Consider the following 17368-nt stretch of genomic DNA (forward strand, 5'->3'; position numbering starts at 1 on the left):
GGCTTTTTTTTTGGTTCAAATACACATTTACATAAAATAGAAATACAATAAATCATGAGTTTCATAAACAGTATTATAAAAGTCTTTGTAGGTGATAAATCACAGAAAGATGTCAAAGCTTTACAGCCTTATTTAAACAAAATTAAAACATTCGAAACCAGCTTAATGAGTTTGTCTCACGACGAATTAAGAGCCAGAACCGCATATTTTAAAGAAAGAATAAAAGAAGCCAGAGCTGACAAAGATGCTAAAATTGCTTCGCTTAAAGCGGAAGTAGAAAACATCGAAGACATCGACAAAAGAGAAGATCTTTATGATGCTATTGATACTCTTGAAAAAGAAGCTTACGAAATTTCAGAAAAAACTTTACTGGAAATTCTTCCTGAAGCATTTTCTGTGGTTAAAGAAACCGCACGTCGTTTTAAAGACAATTCTTTTATTGAAGTTACTGCAACTCCAAAAGACCGCGAACTTTCTGCTACAAAAACATACATCACTATTGAAGGTGACAAAGCAACCTGGGCTAATAAATGGAATGCTGCCGGTAAAGAAATTACATGGGACATGATACATTATGATGTTCAGTTAATTGGTGGTATGGTTTTGCACGAAGGTAAAGTTGCCGAAATGCAAACGGGTGAAGGTAAAACTTTGGTGGCGACACTTCCACTTTACTTAAATGCTTTGACAGGAAATGGTGTTCACTTAGTAACGGTGAATGATTACCTTGCAAAACGTGATAGTACATGGAAAGCACCTTTATTCGAATTTCATGGTTTAACTGTTGATTGTATTGATAATCACCAGCCAAGTACAGAAGCAAGAAAAAAAGCATACGACGCAGATATCACTTACGGAACCAACAATGAATTTGGTTTTGACTACTTAAGAGATAACATGGCACACTCGCCAAGCGATTTAGTGCAAAGAAAACACAATTATGCAATTGTCGATGAGGTCGATTCTGTATTGATTGATGATGCAAGAACACCGCTTATTATTTCAGGTCCGGTTCCGCAGGGAGATCGTCATGAATTTAATGAGTTGAAACCAAAAATCGAAAACTTAGTATCGCAACAACGTCAGTTGGCAAATGGTTTCTTAGCAGAAGCTAAAAAATTAATCAAAGAAGGAAACACTAAAGAAGGTGGTTTCTTATTGTTAAGAGCTTACAGAAGTTTACCTAAAAATAAAGCATTAATTAAATTTTTAAGTGAAGAAGGAATTAAACAATTGCTTCAAAAAACTGAAAATCAATACATGCAGGATAACAATCGCGAAATGCATAAAGTGGATGAAGCTTTGTATTTTGTAATTGAAGAAAAAAACAATCAGGTAGAATTAACTGATAATGGTATTCAATACCTTTCTGGTGATACTGATGCAGACTTTTTCGTACTTCCGGATATTGGAACTGAAATCGCTGCTATCGAAAAACAAAAATTAGACAAAGACGCTGAAGCGGAAGCAAGAGAAAGATTATTCCAGGATTTTGGAGTAAAGAGCGAGCGTATTCATACTCTTACACAGCTTTTAAAAGCATACGCTTTATTTGAAAAAGATGTGGAATATGTGATCATGGACAACAAAATTATGATTGTCGATGAGCAAACAGGTCGTATCATGGATGGTCGTCGTTATTCTGACGGTTTACACCAGGCGATTGAAGCTAAAGAAAATGTAAAAATTGAAGCTGCTACACAAACTTTTGCAACGGTTACATTACAGAATTATTTCAGAATGTACAGCAAATTAGGTGGTATGACTGGTACAGCGGTTACAGAAGCTGGCGAGTTATGGCAGATTTATAAATTAGACGTTGTTGAGATTCCAACAAACCGTCCGATTTCAAGACAAGACAAAGAAGATTATATATACAAAACGACACGTGAGAAATTCAACGCTGTAATTGAAGATGTAACGGAATTATCAAATGCAGGAAGACCAGTTTTGATTGGAACAACTTCTGTAGAGATTTCAGAATTATTAAGCCGAATGTTGAAAATGAGAGGCGTTACACATAACGTTTTGAATGCTAAAATGCACAAACAAGAAGCTCAAATTGTTGAAGAAGCAGGAAAAGCCGGAGTTGTAACTATTGCAACAAACATGGCTGGTCGTGGTACCGATATTAAATTATCTCCAGAAGTAAAAGCTGCCGGAGGTTTAGCAATCGTGGGTACAGAACGTCATGATTCCCGTCGTGTAGACAGACAGTTACGTGGTCGTGCAGGACGTCAGGGAGATCCGGGAAGTTCTCAATTTTATGTTTCTCTTGAAGATAACTTAATGCGTTTATTTGGTTCTGAAAGAGTTGCGAAAGTAATGGACAGAATGGGACTTCAGGAAGGTGAAGTTATTCAGCATTCTATGATGACTAAATCTATCGAACGTGCTCAGAAAAAAGTAGAAGAAAATAACTTTGGTGTTCGTAAACGTTTATTAGAATATGATGACGTTATGAATTCTCAACGTGAAGTAGTTTACAAACGTCGTCGTCACGCTTTATTTGGCGAGCGTTTGAAACTTGATATTGCAAACATGCTTTATGATACTTGCGAATTAATTGTAAGCCAAAACAAAGCGGCCAATGATTTCAAAACTTTTGAGTTTGATTTGATCCGTTATTTTTCTATCACTTCTCCAATTTCAGAAGCTGATTTCGGAAAATTATCTGATATTGAAATTACAGGAAAAATCTATAAAGAAACTTTAGCTTTCTATACAGAAAAAACAGAAAGAAGCGCAAGAGAAGCTTTCCCAATCATTAAAGGAGTTTACGAAGAACCAAACAATCATTTCGAAAGAATCGTAGTTCCGTTTACTGATGGAATCAAAACTTTGAATGTTGTTACAGATTTGAAAAAAGCTTATGATAGCGAAGGTGCTCAGTTAATCGCTGATTTTGAGAAAAATATCACTCTTTCTATTGTTGATGAAGCATGGAAAAAACACTTACGTAAAATGGACGAATTGAAACAATCAGTTCAATTGGCCGTTCACGAGCAAAAAGATCCATTGCTTATCTACAAATTAGAAGCTTTTAATTTGTTTAGAGGAATGTTAGACAACGTTAATAAAGAAGTAATTTCATTCTTGTTCAAAGGTGATTTACCGGCTCAAAACGTTACTTCTGAAATTCACGAAGCAAAAGAAGTTCGCCAAAAAGAAAACTTCAAATTAAGCAAAGATGAAATTGTAAACAGCGAAGATATTAATCGTGAAGCTGGAGAAACACAACAACGTCAGGTTACAGAAACCATTGTAAGAGATATGCCAAAAATCAACCGTAATGATACTGTAACAGTTCAGGAAGTTGCAACCGGCAAAACTGAAGAAATGAAATTTAAAAAAGCAGAATCATTAATCGCTTCTGGCGCTTGGGTTCTTGTTAAATAATACTTTCTGTCTAAGTCTTCAGTTTTAAAATGAGATTGAAAACTTAGGCTACAATTAAATTAAATATCCCCATTTAAAAATTATTTGGGGATATTTTTTTATAGCAAAATCACTTTTATCTATCTCTAAACCATTTTATTCTATGAATAAAAAATTACTTTTTTTAACAACTACTGTATTATCATTATTTCTTTTTGCAAATTGCTCTTCTGAAAATAACCCCGAGAAGAAGGAATCAGCATGTAAAATTTTAAAATACAACAAATTAGCACCAAACATTTATCAGGCAGAATTTGTTTATCAAAATGAACGTTTGATTAAAAGACAAAATTTCGGAAATACTGCTTCTGCTTCTGTAGGACATACTATTTACGGAAAATTATCAGAAGATAGTATTGTCTATAATTCAAATAATACGGTTGAAAAAATTATTTATACAAAAGACAAACGTTATGATATATTCTTCTACGAAGGAAATTCAAAGCTGCCTTACAGAAGAGAAAATATAAGAATTTCTGATAATGGTTACACCGCAAGATGGATTGAAAACATTCAATATGATTCACAAAACAGAATTATTCAAACGATTGGAGATTATGACGATGAAGAAACTGAAATTTATAAAATAACAACTAAATATTCTTATGATTCAAAAGGAAATTTATCACAAATTTCAGAAACAAATAATCCTTTAGATGGAAATATAGTAGAAAAAATAACTAGTTTTTATAATTACGATTCTAATAAAAATCCATTTAAAAATATCAATGTTCCTTTTACAGATTACAGAAGTAAAAGCTATTCAGAAAACAATTACAGAACATTAATTTCTAAAAGCATTTATAAAGGGAACACAACAATTGAATATACCTGGGAAATAAGTTCTTATCAATACAATGAATTTGGTTATCCTTTATTTGCTGAATATGAATGTAATTAAAATTTCAAAATCCTCATTTATTAAGTAAAGTGAGGATTTTTTTTGAAAAACCACAAAATAAATTCGTTCTAAAAACGAATTAAATGTACTTTTGCATTCGAAACAACGAATCAGTTTTGAAAAAGTTAATCATCATATTTCTTTCTTGCATGCTTCTGGTGCCATCCTTTGGCAGTTTCTTTGTTTATACCTCATTCAAATTAAATCAGGAAGAGATTTCAAAAACCATTTGTGTGCAGCGAAAAATGGTTTTTAATACTTGTAACGGTCGATGCGAACTTCAAAAAAGTTTGAAAAAATACGCCGATAACGAAAAGAAAATGCAGAACAACCTGAAAGAAAAAGCAGAAGTTGTTTACATTCAAAATACGCCAACAAATAATTTCAAATTAATAGCGCCAATCGAATCAGAAGTAAAACTTTTCGCTTCATTCGATACGAAACCTATTTCTGTTTCAAACGCTACTTTTCATCCTCCATCCTATTTTATATAAATTTTAGTCACACTTTCAATTCAAAACTGAAAGGATTTTTTTTGGCTTTAAGCCAAAGAACACTTGTTACTTTTAAAATTTATATAATTTAAAATGAAAAAAATATACTTTACCCTACTGATAATGGGGCAATGTGTCTTAGCACAAAACAAAGTGGAAAAAGACACAACAAAATCTCAGGAACTTGAAAACGTCTTTATAACAGCCAATCGTACCGCAACTTTACGTAAGGAAACCCCTGTTGCCATTAGTAAAATAACATCAAAAACCATTAACGAAACCAAAGCAACTGCCGTTTACGAAATCATCAATAAAACGCCGGGAGTTTTGATGGTTAATTTAGGAAACGAACAGCACATGATGTCGATTCGTCAGCCAATGACGACAAATGCTTATTATTTATATCTGGAAGATGGTTTGCCAATTCGCCCGATGGGAATCTTCAATCACAATGCGTTATTAGAAATTAATCAATATAATCTGCAAAGTATCGAAGTGGTAAAAGGTCCAGTTTCTTCTTTGTATGGCCCGGAAGCTGTTGGCGGAACTATTAATTTAATTTCGCTAAAACCGCCTGTTGATCCGGAATTCAAATTTGGCGTTCAGGCAGATAATTATGGTTACCACAGATTTCAGGCAGCCGGTGGTGCAACAATTGGAAAAGTTGGTTTTCATATTGCCGGAATTTCAAGTTTACAGGAAAACGGCTGGATGACGTATTCAGATTATAACAAAGACAATCTAAATGCCAGAATCGATTACAACATCTCACCTTCTACCCGATTGATCAGTAATACGATGTATGGAAAATATTATTCTGACATGAGCGGAACGGTAAACGAAGATGCTTTTAATAACCGAACATACAAAAGCACTTCTAATTTTACTTATAGAAAATCTGATGCCTTAAGAACTCGATTAACATTAGAACATGATTGGAACAGCAATTCGAGCAGTTATGTTACAGCTTATTTAAGAGATAATAAATTAGGTCAAAATCCTTCGTACGGAATAAAATGGAGTCCAACCGTAAATCCTACAACTGCAAAAGGCGAAGTAAACTCAAATAATTTCAAAAGTTATGGCGCGATTGGACAACATACTCAAAAATTTGATTTCCTGAACACAAAATTGGTTGCCGGTGCTTTATACGATTACTCTCCAGTTACGTACTGGGCTTATGTGATTGATTTAAAAGCCAATTTAAATCCTGGAGATCCGGGAAAACAAACGGTTGATTCTTATGAAGTAATTGCCGAACATCCGGATTCAAAATTAGCTGATTATACTGCAGACATTTATAATTCAGCCGGATATGCGCAATTGAGTTTTAATCCAATAGAAAAATTAATAATCACATTTGGCGGTCGTTACGACAACATGAAAGTTAATTATAATAATGCTTTGGACAATTCTACAGGAAGCAAAGTTTACGACAAAATGACTTTTAAAGCCGGAGCAAATTACAATCCGGTGGAATTTGCAGGGTTTTACGGCAATTATTCACAAGGTTTTGCGCCTCCGGGAATTACTTCTATTTTCAGAACAAAACCAGGAACTGGCGGAACAACCGGAGTTCCTGCTGATTTTTATTATAATCTGGAACCTGCAACTTTCAATAATTATGAAGTGGGCGGATGGCTTTCTTTCTTGGAAAACAAACTTAATTTTGACTACGCTTTCTATTATATGGAAGGAAAAAATGAGTTGTTAAACATCAAACTTGCCGATAATTCAACAGATTATCGTTCTGCAGGAGAAACGCGCCACAAAGGAATTGAGTTTGGAGCTTCGTATCGTCCATCAAAACAATTCAACATTCGTTTTGGCGGTACTTACGCACAACATACTTATATCGATTTTAAACTTTCTGACAAACCATCAGATCCGGTTCAGGATTTAAACGGAAAAGAAATGCCGGCAGCTCCAAAATGGTCCGGAAATTCTGAGCTGAGTTATTACCCAAACTGGCTTCCAAATTTGAGAACTTCTGTCGAATGGCAGCTTGTGGGAAGTTATTATCAGGATCAGATCAATACCGTAAAATATAGCGGTTACAACATATTCAACGCAAGAGTTGGTTATCAATGGAAAGGTATTGAAGTATATGGAAACGTACTTAACTTAACTGATAAATTATACGCTTATAATGTTTCAAGAGCCAATACCACAAATGCTCAGCCAACATATACCGCAGCAGCTCCAAGAACTTTTGTATTTGGAATTCAGTATAACTTTTCATTAAAAAAATAAACTTTTGTCACTCCCGATAGTTATCAGGATAAAAAGATTAAGAAATTTTAAAAATTGAACCATTAAGATATTAAGTTTCATTAAGATTAATTTAATTATTCTTAATGTCTTAATGGTAAAAAAAATAATTTTAATCTGTGGCTAAAAAAAAACAGCTAGACAAAATCATAAGTATACAAATATGAGCAAAGAAATAAAAGAGAAAAAGTCTAAAAAGAAAGATTCTAAAATTGTCAAGAAAATCAAACAGCACATGTATAAATGGCATCGTACTATTGGTTTGATTACTATTATTCCGGTAATTTTCTGGACATTATCAGGATTGATGCATCCGTTTATGGCGCATTTTTTCAAACCTGAAATTGCGCATGACAAACTGGAACAGCAAATTATTGATAAAAGCCAATTAAAATTTTCAATTCAGGAAGTTTTAATGAAAAACGAAATCACTCAATTCAAAAATTTCCGAATTGTTTCATTTAACAATGCAACATTTTATCAGGTAAAAACCATTTTTGGAGAATTGCTATATTTTGATACTTCAAATGCAAAAAAACTAGAAAACGGAGATCAAAAATATGCAGAATGGCTATCAAGATATTTCTTAGACGATCAAAAAAGTGCTGTAAAAGAGAGTGAAATTATCACCGAATTTACTTCACAATACAAATATGTGAACCGTTATTTGCCGGTTTACAAACTGACTTTTGAACGTCCGGATGCGATGCAGGTTTATGTAGAAACTTCGTCCAGTAAGTTAGCAACTTACAATCCAACTTCAAGACAAGCGTTTATCTGGTTTTTTGATACTTTTCATAACTGGTCGTTTATAGACGCCATTTCGAATAATAGTATCCGAATTATTACAATGATTTTCCTTTTATCCATAATTGGGTTTTCTGCCTTGACCGGAATTTTAATTTATGGTTTATTATGGAAACAATTTAAAAAAACAGATCGTTTAGCGCCTAAAAAAGGACTTAGAAAATACCACCGCCAGATTGGAATCTGGGTTTCGCTTTTTACTTTGACTTTTGTTTTTAGCGGCGCCTATCACGCTACTACAAAATGGACGCCGTACACTTTATCGCAAATGGTTTATGAGCCTACTTTTAAAACCAAGGAAATTCCTTTAGCAAATAATGCGCTGGATTTAGACTGGACTCGTTTTCAGAATGTAAATATTATCACTTTAAATGATACGACTTATTTCCGCTGTCAATTATTAGAGAAAGAAAAGTTTAAAACTTCGAAAACAGATTCTAATTCAAAATGGAATAAAAAAGACGATAAAAAATCCGAAGTTGTTTATATTAATGCAACAACTAATAAAATCACGCCAAATATCGATCTTCAATATGCTGAATTCCTTGCTTATTATTTTACAGACGGAGCGCCAAAAGCAGCTTGCTGTGAAATGGTTGAAAGCTCAGACGAACCTGAGGTTTCACTGGAAAATGCGAAATTATTAGAATCTAAAGTTTTAACTGATTTTGAAAGCAGAGAATATGGCTTCGTGAATAAAAGATTACCGGTTGTGAAATTGGCGTATGATACTCCGGAAAAAACAACTTATTTTATAGAAACTGCAACTTCAAGATTAGCTGCTGTGGTTAAAAATTCGGATATGGTTGAAGGCTATTCGTTTGCCATTCTGCACAAATTCTTATTTATGGATTGGGCAGGAAAAAACATTCGGGATTTAACAATGGTTTTGGCAGCATTAACCATTTTGATTGTTAGTGTTTTAGGATTTATTTTGTTTTTGAAGAAATAATTATCAAGTACTAAGATTCTAAGGTACTGAGTTTCTAAGTTTTTCTTAGCAGCTTAGTAACTTAGAATCTTAGCAGCTTATTTTGGATTTTCTTCAAAATATCGTGCTTCAATTCGTTTAATATCTTTAATCGAATTTTTAGCCCAGGACAAACGTTTCTCTAAAATTTCTTCTTCGGTTAAATGCCAGTCAATATCTGATTTTTGTAATCTGTTGGTTAAGTTTTGAATGATGATTGCTGCAGAAACGGAGATATTCAGACTTTCGGTAAAACCAACCATTGGAATTTTAAGAAAACCATCTGCTTTTTCCAGAATTTCTTCTGATAAACCATCTCTTTCTGTTCCGAAAAATAAGGCGCTTGGTTTTGAAATATCGAAATCTTCCAGCAAACAATCATTTTCGTGCGGAGTTGTAGCAATGATTTGATATCCTTTGTCTTTTAAAGTAGAAATGCAATTCGTAACCGAATCAAACTGATTGATATCAACCCATTTTTGAGCTCCCATTGCAATTTCCTTATCGATTTTTTTACCGTAGCGCTGCTCGATTACATTTAATTCCTGAATTCCGAAAACTTCACAACTGCGCATAACTGCACTCGTATTGTGCATCTGGAAAACATCTTCAACCACAATGGTAAAATGTTTTGTGCGATTGCCAAGAACTTTTAAGAATTTTTCTTTGCGGTTGTCTGTCAATATATTTTCGAGGAAAGCGAGATAATCTAAATCAATCATTTTAATTTTATTTGGCACAAAAATACATTTTAAATAAAATAGAAAGAAAGATTAGAGGTATTTTCAATGCGCTCAATATTCTATAAGTGAATTAACTAATTTTTCATGCAATAAATTAACTTCTGTACAATCTACCTGCAGAGCTTCTTCCTTAAAAAAATCACCTTCAAAAACAGCATTCTCATTTTTAGAATGTTTGTTTAGGCGTTCGTACATTTTCTCAAGTTCCGCATCAGAATAATCGACATTTATAAAAGATATAAATTTCTCGATAACATTTTTCATTCCTTCATTATAATCCAGTTTGGTTACATTTTGATCTGATTCATAAAAATTAAGAAATCCCTGAAAATATTTCTCTAAAACCAAAGCACCATATTGATACAAACTAATTTCACTGATTTCTTTATCCGTGATTCCAAAAACATTTGCAGGCAATAAATTGGGAATCATGTGCATTCCTGCCATTTTTTGATGTGATTTTAAAACCTCCATTGGATTTCTGTAAAGCAATGCAAAAGGTATTTCAGGAAAGATTGATCTTAAAAAATAGGCATTAAAAATATGCCATGCATCCAGTTTTATGATTAAATGTTTTTGTTCAGGAAATCTTTTTTGTCCCAATAATGTCAGTACCGCTTTTAAAAGAATTGTCTTTTTATGGAAATCTAATTTCTCGTTTCTTAAAATTTCATCAATTATTGGCGCTTCAGAAATCATGATATTTTCTGAAGAAGTGGCCAAAGACTGACTTATCATAGTAGAACCGCATCGTGATACATGAAATATCAAAGACTTTAATTCCGCAGAAATTAATAATGAAGACCAATCTATAAGGTTTTCTGCGGTCGTAATTACTTTAAATCGCTTTGAATTATAAGCATGACTTCTGCATTTTGCAATTGTTTCTTCAAAAAAAGGATCGGCATATTTTATATCAGCCAGATAAATCCATTCAAAATAAACTTTATTATCGATTTCTATTAACTTATAAGGAATCCAATTTGAAAGAGGATGATTTTTATTTTCCATTTTTATAGTTTATTCTGCCAATAAATCAGCGATAATTTTTGCGTTCATTTCTGATGGATTTCGAGAAAGCTCCTCTATAATCTGTTGTTTTTCTTCCGCTGAATATGGTTCTTTTTCTTTCGAATAATGAATATCAAAACCCATTTCTGCAAATAATTCATCAGACCAATCGTTTCTGATGCAATCAATGGTGAGATGAATCCGCGGTTCTGTACTTGTATTTTCTACGCTATGCGGAAGCTGGAAATTAGCGTACCAGCATTCGCCCATTTTCATCGGAACCAACTTTTTATCCACATAAAAAAACACTTCAGGATTTGTTATAATCGGAATATGAATTCTAAAAAAACCATCTTCATAAGAAGTATCATTATCAACATGTTCTTTAATTTCACTTCTAGGTCCCAACCGAAGCAATCGTACGGCTTCTTTTTCGCATTTAAACCAATCCATTATTTCTTTAAAATAGGGACAACGATCCAATAACTCGGTATTTTTATATTTCATATTTGGAAAAGATGTGATGTCGTTTACCAAACCAGATTGTGATCTTAAAGAAACACTTGTCCAATTGCCCTGATAGCGATTTGTATTAAAATGAGGCGTCCACAAATCATTTTCGCAGATGGCGAGTTCTTTTTGTAATTTATCTATAGAAAAGGAAATCGGAAGTTTACTTGAAGAAGGATTCATATCTTTTAGAAATTAAATTAGGCCAAACCGGATAAATTGTCAATGATAAAATGATACAGTTTATTGGTCGAAAAAGGCACGGTTTCAAAATCGGTTTTTAAAATTAAATCAGCACTTAACGGAGTCTCAAAAACATCACTGATTCCGGTGAAATTATTTATTTTATTACTGTCATGATCAGGCAATAATGCTTTTTTGTACAAACCTTTTGGATCTCTTTTGATCAAATTGTTTATAGAACAATCCAGAAATACGGTTCTCACAAATTCATGATTTCTCAATTCATTTCTCAGGTTTTCATACGGATTTATTACCGACATTAGAACAATCGTATCTGCCACAACAAAATTCCGGCCTACATTAAAAAGACGTCTCACATTTTCGCATCTGTCATCTTTAGAAAATCCTAAATCTTTGCAGATGGTTTTTCTGTAAACATCGCCGTCTACAATTTCGACTTTATAACCATTTTCAATCAACAAATGCCGAACATTTTCTGCCAATGTCGTTTTGCCTGAACCGGATAATCCTGTAAATTGTATTAAAATCATCGAAAATTTATTTTGTTTTTTCCCACACTAAAACTAAATAATTTGTAAGAATGAAACAATAAGTATAAATACCCTTTTATTGTTTGTCTAAATCCTTATTTTTATCTTTTAATTGAATAAAATGAAAAAGAAACTTGTTGTTTTAACCGGAGCAGGAATTAGTGCCGAAAGCGGTATAAAAACTTTTCGCGACAGCGATGGTTTATGGGAAGGTCATGATGTTATGGAAGTTGCAACGCCCGAAGGCTGGCATAAAAATCAGGAATTGGTTTTAGACTTTTATAATAAAAGACGCCAACAGCTAAAAGAAGTTCAGCCGAATTTAGGGCATCAGATTTTAGCCGAATTAGAACAGGATTTTGATGTTCATATTATCACTCAAAATGTAGATGATTTGCACGAGCGTGCCGGAAGCACAAAGGTTTTACACCTGCATGGCGAATTGCTGAAAGTGCGAAGTACAAAAAACAAAAATCTAATTCTGGATTGGACAGACGATTTATATACCGGAGATTTTGACGAAGACGGACATCAATTACGCCCGCATATTGTTTGGTTTGGCGAAGAAGTTCCGGCACTCGAAGAAGCTATAGAAATTACAGAAACTGCAGATTATTTTGCCGTAATTGGCACTTCGCTGCAAGTTTATCCTGCAGCGGGTTTGATTTCGTATACACCAGGCAATACGCCGGTTTTTTATGTTGATCCAAAGCCTATCGCAATTCCAAATCTTAGAAATAAAGTGGAAGTTATCGCTAAAGTTGCATCTGAAGGAGTTGCGATTATGAGAAATTTATTAAACACGAATTTCACTAATTAACACGAATTAAATTATCTTAAAACAGTTTTATCATTTGTGAAAATTAGTGGAATTCGTGTTTACAATTTTTGCGTATTTTAATCCGCAAATTCTGTTTATATTTGCACCTTTCGAACAAACAACATAACAATGACTACTTTAAACGAATTGAATGCTATATCGCCAATTGACGGAAGATATAGAAGCAAAACCCTTTCATTAGCACCTTTTTTCTCAGAAGAAGCTTTAATCAAATACCGTGTATTGGTTGAAATTGAATACTTTATTGCCTTGTGTGAAGTGCCATTACCACAACTTTCCAGTGTCAATCCAGATATATTCGACAGCTTAAGAGATATCTATAAAAAATTCTCTACCGAAGATGCACTTTGGATTAAGGAAACAGAAAAGGTAACCAATCACGACGTAAAAGCGGTTGAATATTTTATCAAAGATGCTTTTGAAAAATTAGGTTTATCTCAATATAAAGAGTTCATTCACTTCGGATTAACTTCTCAGGATATTAACAATACTGCGATTCCGCTTTCTACAAAAGAAGCTTTTGAGCAGGTTTATATGCCATCTTTAATTGCTTTAATTTCAAAATTAAAAGAATTAAGCACAGAATGGAAAGACATTCCAATGTTGGCACGTACGCACGGACAACCGGCTTCTCCTACTCGTTTGGGTAAAGAAATTTTGGTTTTTGTAGAACGTCTTGAAGAACAAATGCGTTTATTGTTTAATATTCCGTTTGCCGCAAAATTTGGTGGTGCAACAGGAAATTACAACGCACATCACGTTGCTTATCCACAAATCGACTGGAAACAGTTTGGAAATAAATTTGTAGAAACAAATCTTGGTTTACACCACTCTTTTCCAACAACTCAAATTGAACATTACGATCATTTTGCTGCCTTTTTTGATGCTTTAAAAAGAATCAATACTATCATTATCGATTTAGACCGTGATATCTGGACGTATGTTTCAATGGATTATTTTAAACAAAAAATTAAAGCCGGAGAAATTGGATCATCAGCAATGCCACATAAAGTAAACCCGATTGATTTTGAAAATTCTGAAGGAAACTTAGGAATCGCAAATGCTATTTTTGAGCATTTGGCAGCAAAATTACCGGTTTCAAGATTACAGCGTGATTTAACTGATAGTACGGTTTTACGTAATATTGGTGTTCCGATGGGACATACTATTATCGCTTTTGAAGCTTCTCTGAAAGGTCTGAACAAATTATTGCTGAATGAAGGCAAATTTGCTGAAGATTTAGAGAAAAACTGGGCAGTTGTGGCAGAAGCAATTCAGACGATTTTACGTCGTGAAGCGTATCCAAATCCGTATGAAGCTTTAAAAGGTTTGACCAGAACAAATGAAGCGATTGACAAAAAAGCAATTCATAATTTTATTGCGACTTTAGAGGTTTCTGATGCTATAAAGGCAGAATTAATGCAGATAACACCTGCCAATTTCACAGGAATTTAAAGAAAACGTAAAATATTTTACCAAAAAAAAGCTATCTTTATCGGTAGCTTTTTTATTTATATCTAAACCTTATCGGGAAACTAGTCCAAAATGCTTCACTAATTTTATTTCTATTAGTTTATTTGAAATGAAAATTCTTTAGTGAAGAAAATATATTTTTTTGAGTACAAGCTTGAAATCGAATCCTGGATTAGCTCCTGAACAAAAAAATACGACGTATGATTGCCTTAAACGCCGCAGCAGAAACTACACACCATTTAAGACCATTAATCAGTGATTTAGGATTGATCCTGATTACTGCGGGAATTGCTGTTTTACTTTTTAAAAAAATGAAACAACCCCTAGTTTTGGGTTATTTAATTGCCGGTTTTTTGGCCGGAAATCACTTTGACTTTTTTCCATCTATAACCGAAATGAAAAGTGTAGAAGTTTGGGCAGAAATTGGAGTAATCATTCTTTTATTTAGTTTAGGACTCGAATTCAGTTTTAAAAAATTGATGAAAGTTGGCGGAACTGCGTCTATTACGGCCATTACGCAAATAATTACGATGGTCATAATTGGGTATCTCGTTGGGCAATGGATGGGCTGGTCTTCTATGGACAGTATTTTTCTGGGTGTGATTATATCAATTTCCTCAACCACTATTATTTTAAAAACCTTTGACGAACTCGGGGTTAAAGCACAAAAATTTGCCGGAATCGTTATTGGATCTCTTATCGTTCAGGATATTGTCGCCATTTTAATGATGGTTTTACTTTCTACGATTGCGGTAAGTCAGCAGTTTTCAGGAAGTGAATTAATGATGTCTGTTTTAAAACTAATTTTCTTTTTGACGGTCTGGTTTGTAGGTGGAATCTTTTTTATTCCCACTCTTCTTAAAAAAACAAAACATTTACTAACCGATGAAATGCTGCTTATTATTTCACTTGCATTATGTTTAATGATGGTAAGTTTTGCAGCAAATGTTGGGTTTTCTCCCGCTTTAGGCGCTTTTATAATGGGATCTATTATTGCCGAAACTACACAGGCAGAACATATTGAACATTTGATAAAACCTGTCAAAGATTTATTTGGTGCCATTTTCTTTGTATCGGTTGGAATGTTAATCGATCCAAAAATGTTATATACGCACGCACTTCCGGTTGCCATTTTAACTCTTGTAGTTATAATCGGGCAGTCTGTTAGTTCTACCATTGGCGCTTTGCTTGCCGGACAGCCACTTAAACAGTCTGTACAAACCGGAATGAGTTTATCGCAAATTGGTGAATTCTCTTTTATTATAGCCACTTTAGGAATGACATTAAACGTTACAAGTTCCTTTTTATATCCAATTGTGGTTGCGGTTTCGGCGGTCACAACATTTACGACTCCGTTTATGGTAAAATATGCCGTTCCTTTTTCTAATTTTCTGGAACGAAAAATACCTAAAAAATGGATTAAAAATATTAATAGATACAGTGTAAATGCTCAGGCGATAAAAGCCGTTAGTACTTGGCAAAAAGTCCTGAATGCCTACATTTTACAAATTGTAATTCATACCATTATTATTGCTGCCGTTATTTTATTATCATCAAAATACGTAGCTCCATTGGTTGCTGACACCAGATTTGGAAATACCATTGCCGCACTAATAACATTAGTCATAATTGCTCCTTTTTTATGGGCACTTTCATTGCGACGTGTTGCAGTCGAAGAGGTCGAATTATTATGGGAAGAACGTAAATATCGTGGCGCATTATTAATGTTAATTTTAATAAGAATGAGCCTTGGTCTGTTCTTTATTGGTTTTTTATTAAATATTTTCTTTTCTCCTTTAGTGGCTTTTGTTGCCCTGATTATTGCGATTATTGCTTATCAGATATTCCCTAAAAAACTGAATGAACAATATCATAAAATTGAAAATCACTTTTTAAAGAATCTTAACGATCGTGAAAACAAAAAAATCGACAGACGTTATGCCAATTTAATGCCTTGGGATGGTCACATGTCATTTTTTGATATTGGAAGAGAATCAAACCTGGCAGGAAAAACGCTGGCAGAATTGCGAATTCGCGAACAAATGGGAATAAATATTGCTTATATAAAACGAGGTGATGTTACCATTTCTATTCCCACTAAAAATGAAAGAATATTTCCGGGAGATGAAATTTGTGTAATTGGAACAGATGCACAGGTTACGGAATTCACTAAATATCTTAACCAAAATGAGACAGACGCTGCTTCAACTGTAGAAGAATCTCAAATCGTTTTACGTCAGTTAGAAGTTGCTGATGAAGAATTTATACAAAAAAGCATTGGGCAATTTAGAACTAAAACCAACGGAATGGTAGTAGGAATCGAAAGAAACGGAAATCGAATTTTAAACCCTGAATCGCATTTAATTCTGCAAAAAAATGATATTATCTGGGTTGTAGGAGATAAAAAACGAATGAGAGAATTGATTAAGAAATAGTCTTTAAAGTTACTAAGGCACTAAGTTTCTAAATTACTGAGTTTTTTCTCAGCTTAGAAACTTAGTGCCTTAGCATCTTTTAGTAACTTAAACTTTATTTATTCGGTTGCGGTGTCATACGCAAATAAGGTTTTATTGGCGTATGTCCTTTTGGAAATTTCACAGGAATATCACTATCCGGAACTGCCGGCGTAATTACGACATCTTCTCCGTCTTTCCAGTTTGCGGGAGTTGCAACGCTGTAATTTGCAGTCAATTGCAAACTATCAATAACCCGAAGCAGCTCATCAAAATTTCTTCCTGTCGAAGCCGGATACGTTAAAGTCAATTTAATTTTTTTATCAGCACCAATTACAAACACAGAACGAACTGTAAATTTGTCACTTGCATTTGGGTGCAGCATATCATATAAAGTTGCTATTTTTTTATCTTCATCAGCAATTATAGGAAAGTTAACCGTTGTATTTTGAGTTTCGTTGATGTCTTTAATCCACAATTTGTGAGATTCTAAACCATCCACACTTAATGCAATTACTTTTGTATTTCGTTTTTTAAATTCCGGAACATAATTGGCAACCGTTCCTAATTCAGTTGTACAAACCGGAGTAAAATCTGCAGGATGCGAAAATAAAACACCCCAGGAATCTCCCAGCCATTCGTGAAATTGAATTGGTCCTTCGGTTGTTTCTGCATGAAAATCCGGAGCTATATCGCCTAATCTTAATGTTGACATAATTATA

At 33.7% G+C, this 17368-nt stretch carries 12 protein-coding genes and 1 pseudogene; 8 read left to right on the forward strand and 5 right to left on the reverse strand.

The window, feature by feature from the left end:
* Nucleotides 1–54: 54 nt before the first annotated feature.
* From secA to AC3QL1_RS21505, 5 genes are all read left to right on the forward strand, one after another.
* Nucleotides 55–3399, forward strand: coding sequence for a preprotein translocase subunit SecA (gene secA / locus AC3QL1_RS21485; RefSeq protein WP_492494166.1), 3345 nt, complete (start codon nt 55–57; stop codon nt 3397–3399).
* Nucleotides 3400–3541: 142 nt separating this feature from the next.
* Entirely contained in the window at nt 3542–4339 is a 798-nt protein-coding gene (locus AC3QL1_RS21490) for a hypothetical protein (RefSeq protein ID WP_492494167.1), read from the forward strand.
* Between the two features lie 83 nt (nt 4340–4422).
* Nucleotides 4423–4833, forward strand: a complete 411-nt coding sequence (locus AC3QL1_RS21495) for a hypothetical protein (RefSeq protein ID WP_492494168.1) — start codon at nt 4423–4425, stop codon at nt 4831–4833.
* A 93-nt stretch (nt 4834–4926) separates the two neighbouring features.
* Complete coding sequence (locus AC3QL1_RS21500; protein WP_492494169.1) at nt 4927–7086, forward strand: TonB-dependent receptor; 2160 nt, start codon at nt 4927–4929, stop codon at nt 7084–7086.
* 181 nt (nt 7087–7267) lie between these two features.
* Nucleotides 7268–8863 carry a PepSY domain-containing protein gene (locus AC3QL1_RS21505; protein WP_492494170.1) on the forward strand — a complete coding sequence of 532 codons (1596 nt, stop codon included), beginning with the start codon at nt 7268–7270 and terminating at the stop codon, nt 8861–8863.
* A 77-nt stretch (nt 8864–8940) separates the two neighbouring features.
* On the opposite strand, the gene AC3QL1_RS21510 is transcribed toward AC3QL1_RS21505, so the two are convergent.
* From AC3QL1_RS21510 to cysC, 4 genes and pseudogenes are all read right to left on the reverse strand, one after another.
* Nucleotides 8941–9603 (reverse strand): TrmH family RNA methyltransferase, encoded by a 663-nt coding sequence (locus tag AC3QL1_RS21510; protein WP_492494171.1) that lies wholly within the window; start codon nt 9601–9603, stop codon nt 8941–8943.
* A 72-nt stretch (nt 9604–9675) separates the two neighbouring features.
* Nucleotides 9676–10635 (reverse strand): sulfotransferase family protein, encoded by a 960-nt coding sequence (locus AC3QL1_RS21515; protein ID WP_492494172.1) that lies wholly within the window; start codon nt 10633–10635, stop codon nt 9676–9678.
* Between the two features lie 9 nt (nt 10636–10644).
* Entirely contained in the window at nt 10645–11328 is a 684-nt protein-coding gene (locus AC3QL1_RS21520; protein ID WP_492494173.1) for an aspartyl/asparaginyl beta-hydroxylase domain-containing protein, read from the reverse strand.
* Between the two features lie 17 nt (nt 11329–11345).
* Nucleotides 11346–11885 (reverse strand): annotated as a pseudogene (gene cysC / locus AC3QL1_RS21525) (adenylyl-sulfate kinase); the annotation flags it as partial.
* Between the two features lie 115 nt (nt 11886–12000).
* Here cysC and AC3QL1_RS21530 point away from each other — a divergent pair.
* The 3 genes from AC3QL1_RS21530 to AC3QL1_RS21540 all read left to right on the forward strand — a co-directional run bounded on the left by AC3QL1_RS21530 (nt 12001) and on the right by AC3QL1_RS21540 (nt 16628).
* Complete coding sequence (locus tag AC3QL1_RS21530; RefSeq protein WP_492494174.1) at nt 12001–12699, forward strand: SIR2 family NAD-dependent protein deacylase; 699 nt, start codon at nt 12001–12003, stop codon at nt 12697–12699.
* Between the two features lie 129 nt (nt 12700–12828).
* Entirely contained in the window at nt 12829–14175 is a 1347-nt protein-coding gene (purB, locus tag AC3QL1_RS21535) for an adenylosuccinate lyase (protein WP_492494175.1), read from the forward strand.
* Between the two features lie 218 nt (nt 14176–14393).
* The gene (locus AC3QL1_RS21540) at nt 14394–16628 is read left to right on the forward strand and encodes a cation:proton antiporter (protein WP_492494176.1); all 2235 of its coding nucleotides are present in this window, start codon (nt 14394–14396) and stop codon (nt 16626–16628) included.
* A 94-nt stretch (nt 16629–16722) separates the two neighbouring features.
* Here AC3QL1_RS21540 and AC3QL1_RS21545 read toward each other — a convergent pair whose 3' ends face one another.
* Nucleotides 16723–17361, reverse strand: coding sequence for a peroxiredoxin (locus AC3QL1_RS21545; RefSeq protein WP_492494177.1), 639 nt, complete (start codon nt 17359–17361; stop codon nt 16723–16725).
* Between the last annotated feature and the right edge of the window lie 7 nt (nt 17362–17368).

The sequence above is a fragment of the Flavobacterium sp. GW823-FHT04A11 genome, assembly GCF_058796535.1.

Coding starts and splice junctions, on each gene's coding strand:
- secA (WP_492494166.1), top strand. CDS start 55: ATGAGTTTCATAAACAGTATTATAAAAGTCTTTGTAGGTGATAAATCA.
- AC3QL1_RS21490 (WP_492494167.1), top strand. CDS start 3,542: ATGAATAAAAAATTACTTTTTTTAACAACTACTGTATTATCATTATTT.
- AC3QL1_RS21495 (WP_492494168.1), top strand. CDS start 4,423: ATGTACTTTTGCATTCGAAACAACGAATCAGTTTTGAAAAAGTTAATC.
- AC3QL1_RS21500 (WP_492494169.1), top strand. CDS start 4,927: ATGAAAAAAATATACTTTACCCTACTGATAATGGGGCAATGTGTCTTA.
- AC3QL1_RS21505 (WP_492494170.1), top strand. CDS start 7,268: ATGAGCAAAGAAATAAAAGAGAAAAAGTCTAAAAAGAAAGATTCTAAA.
- AC3QL1_RS21510 (WP_492494171.1), bottom strand. CDS start 9,603: ATGATTGATTTAGATTATCTCGCTTTCCTCGAAAATATATTGACAGAC.
- AC3QL1_RS21515 (WP_492494172.1), bottom strand. CDS start 10,635: ATGGAAAATAAAAATCATCCTCTTTCAAATTGGATTCCTTATAAGTTA.
- AC3QL1_RS21520 (WP_492494173.1), bottom strand. CDS start 11,328: ATGAATCCTTCTTCAAGTAAACTTCCGATTTCCTTTTCTATAGATAAA.
- AC3QL1_RS21530 (WP_492494174.1), top strand. CDS start 12,001: ATGAAAAAGAAACTTGTTGTTTTAACCGGAGCAGGAATTAGTGCCGAA.
- purB (WP_492494175.1), top strand. CDS start 12,829: ATGACTACTTTAAACGAATTGAATGCTATATCGCCAATTGACGGAAGA.
- AC3QL1_RS21540 (WP_492494176.1), top strand. CDS start 14,394: ATGATTGCCTTAAACGCCGCAGCAGAAACTACACACCATTTAAGACCA.
- AC3QL1_RS21545 (WP_492494177.1), bottom strand. CDS start 17,361: ATGTCAACATTAAGATTAGGCGATATAGCTCCGGATTTTCATGCAGAA.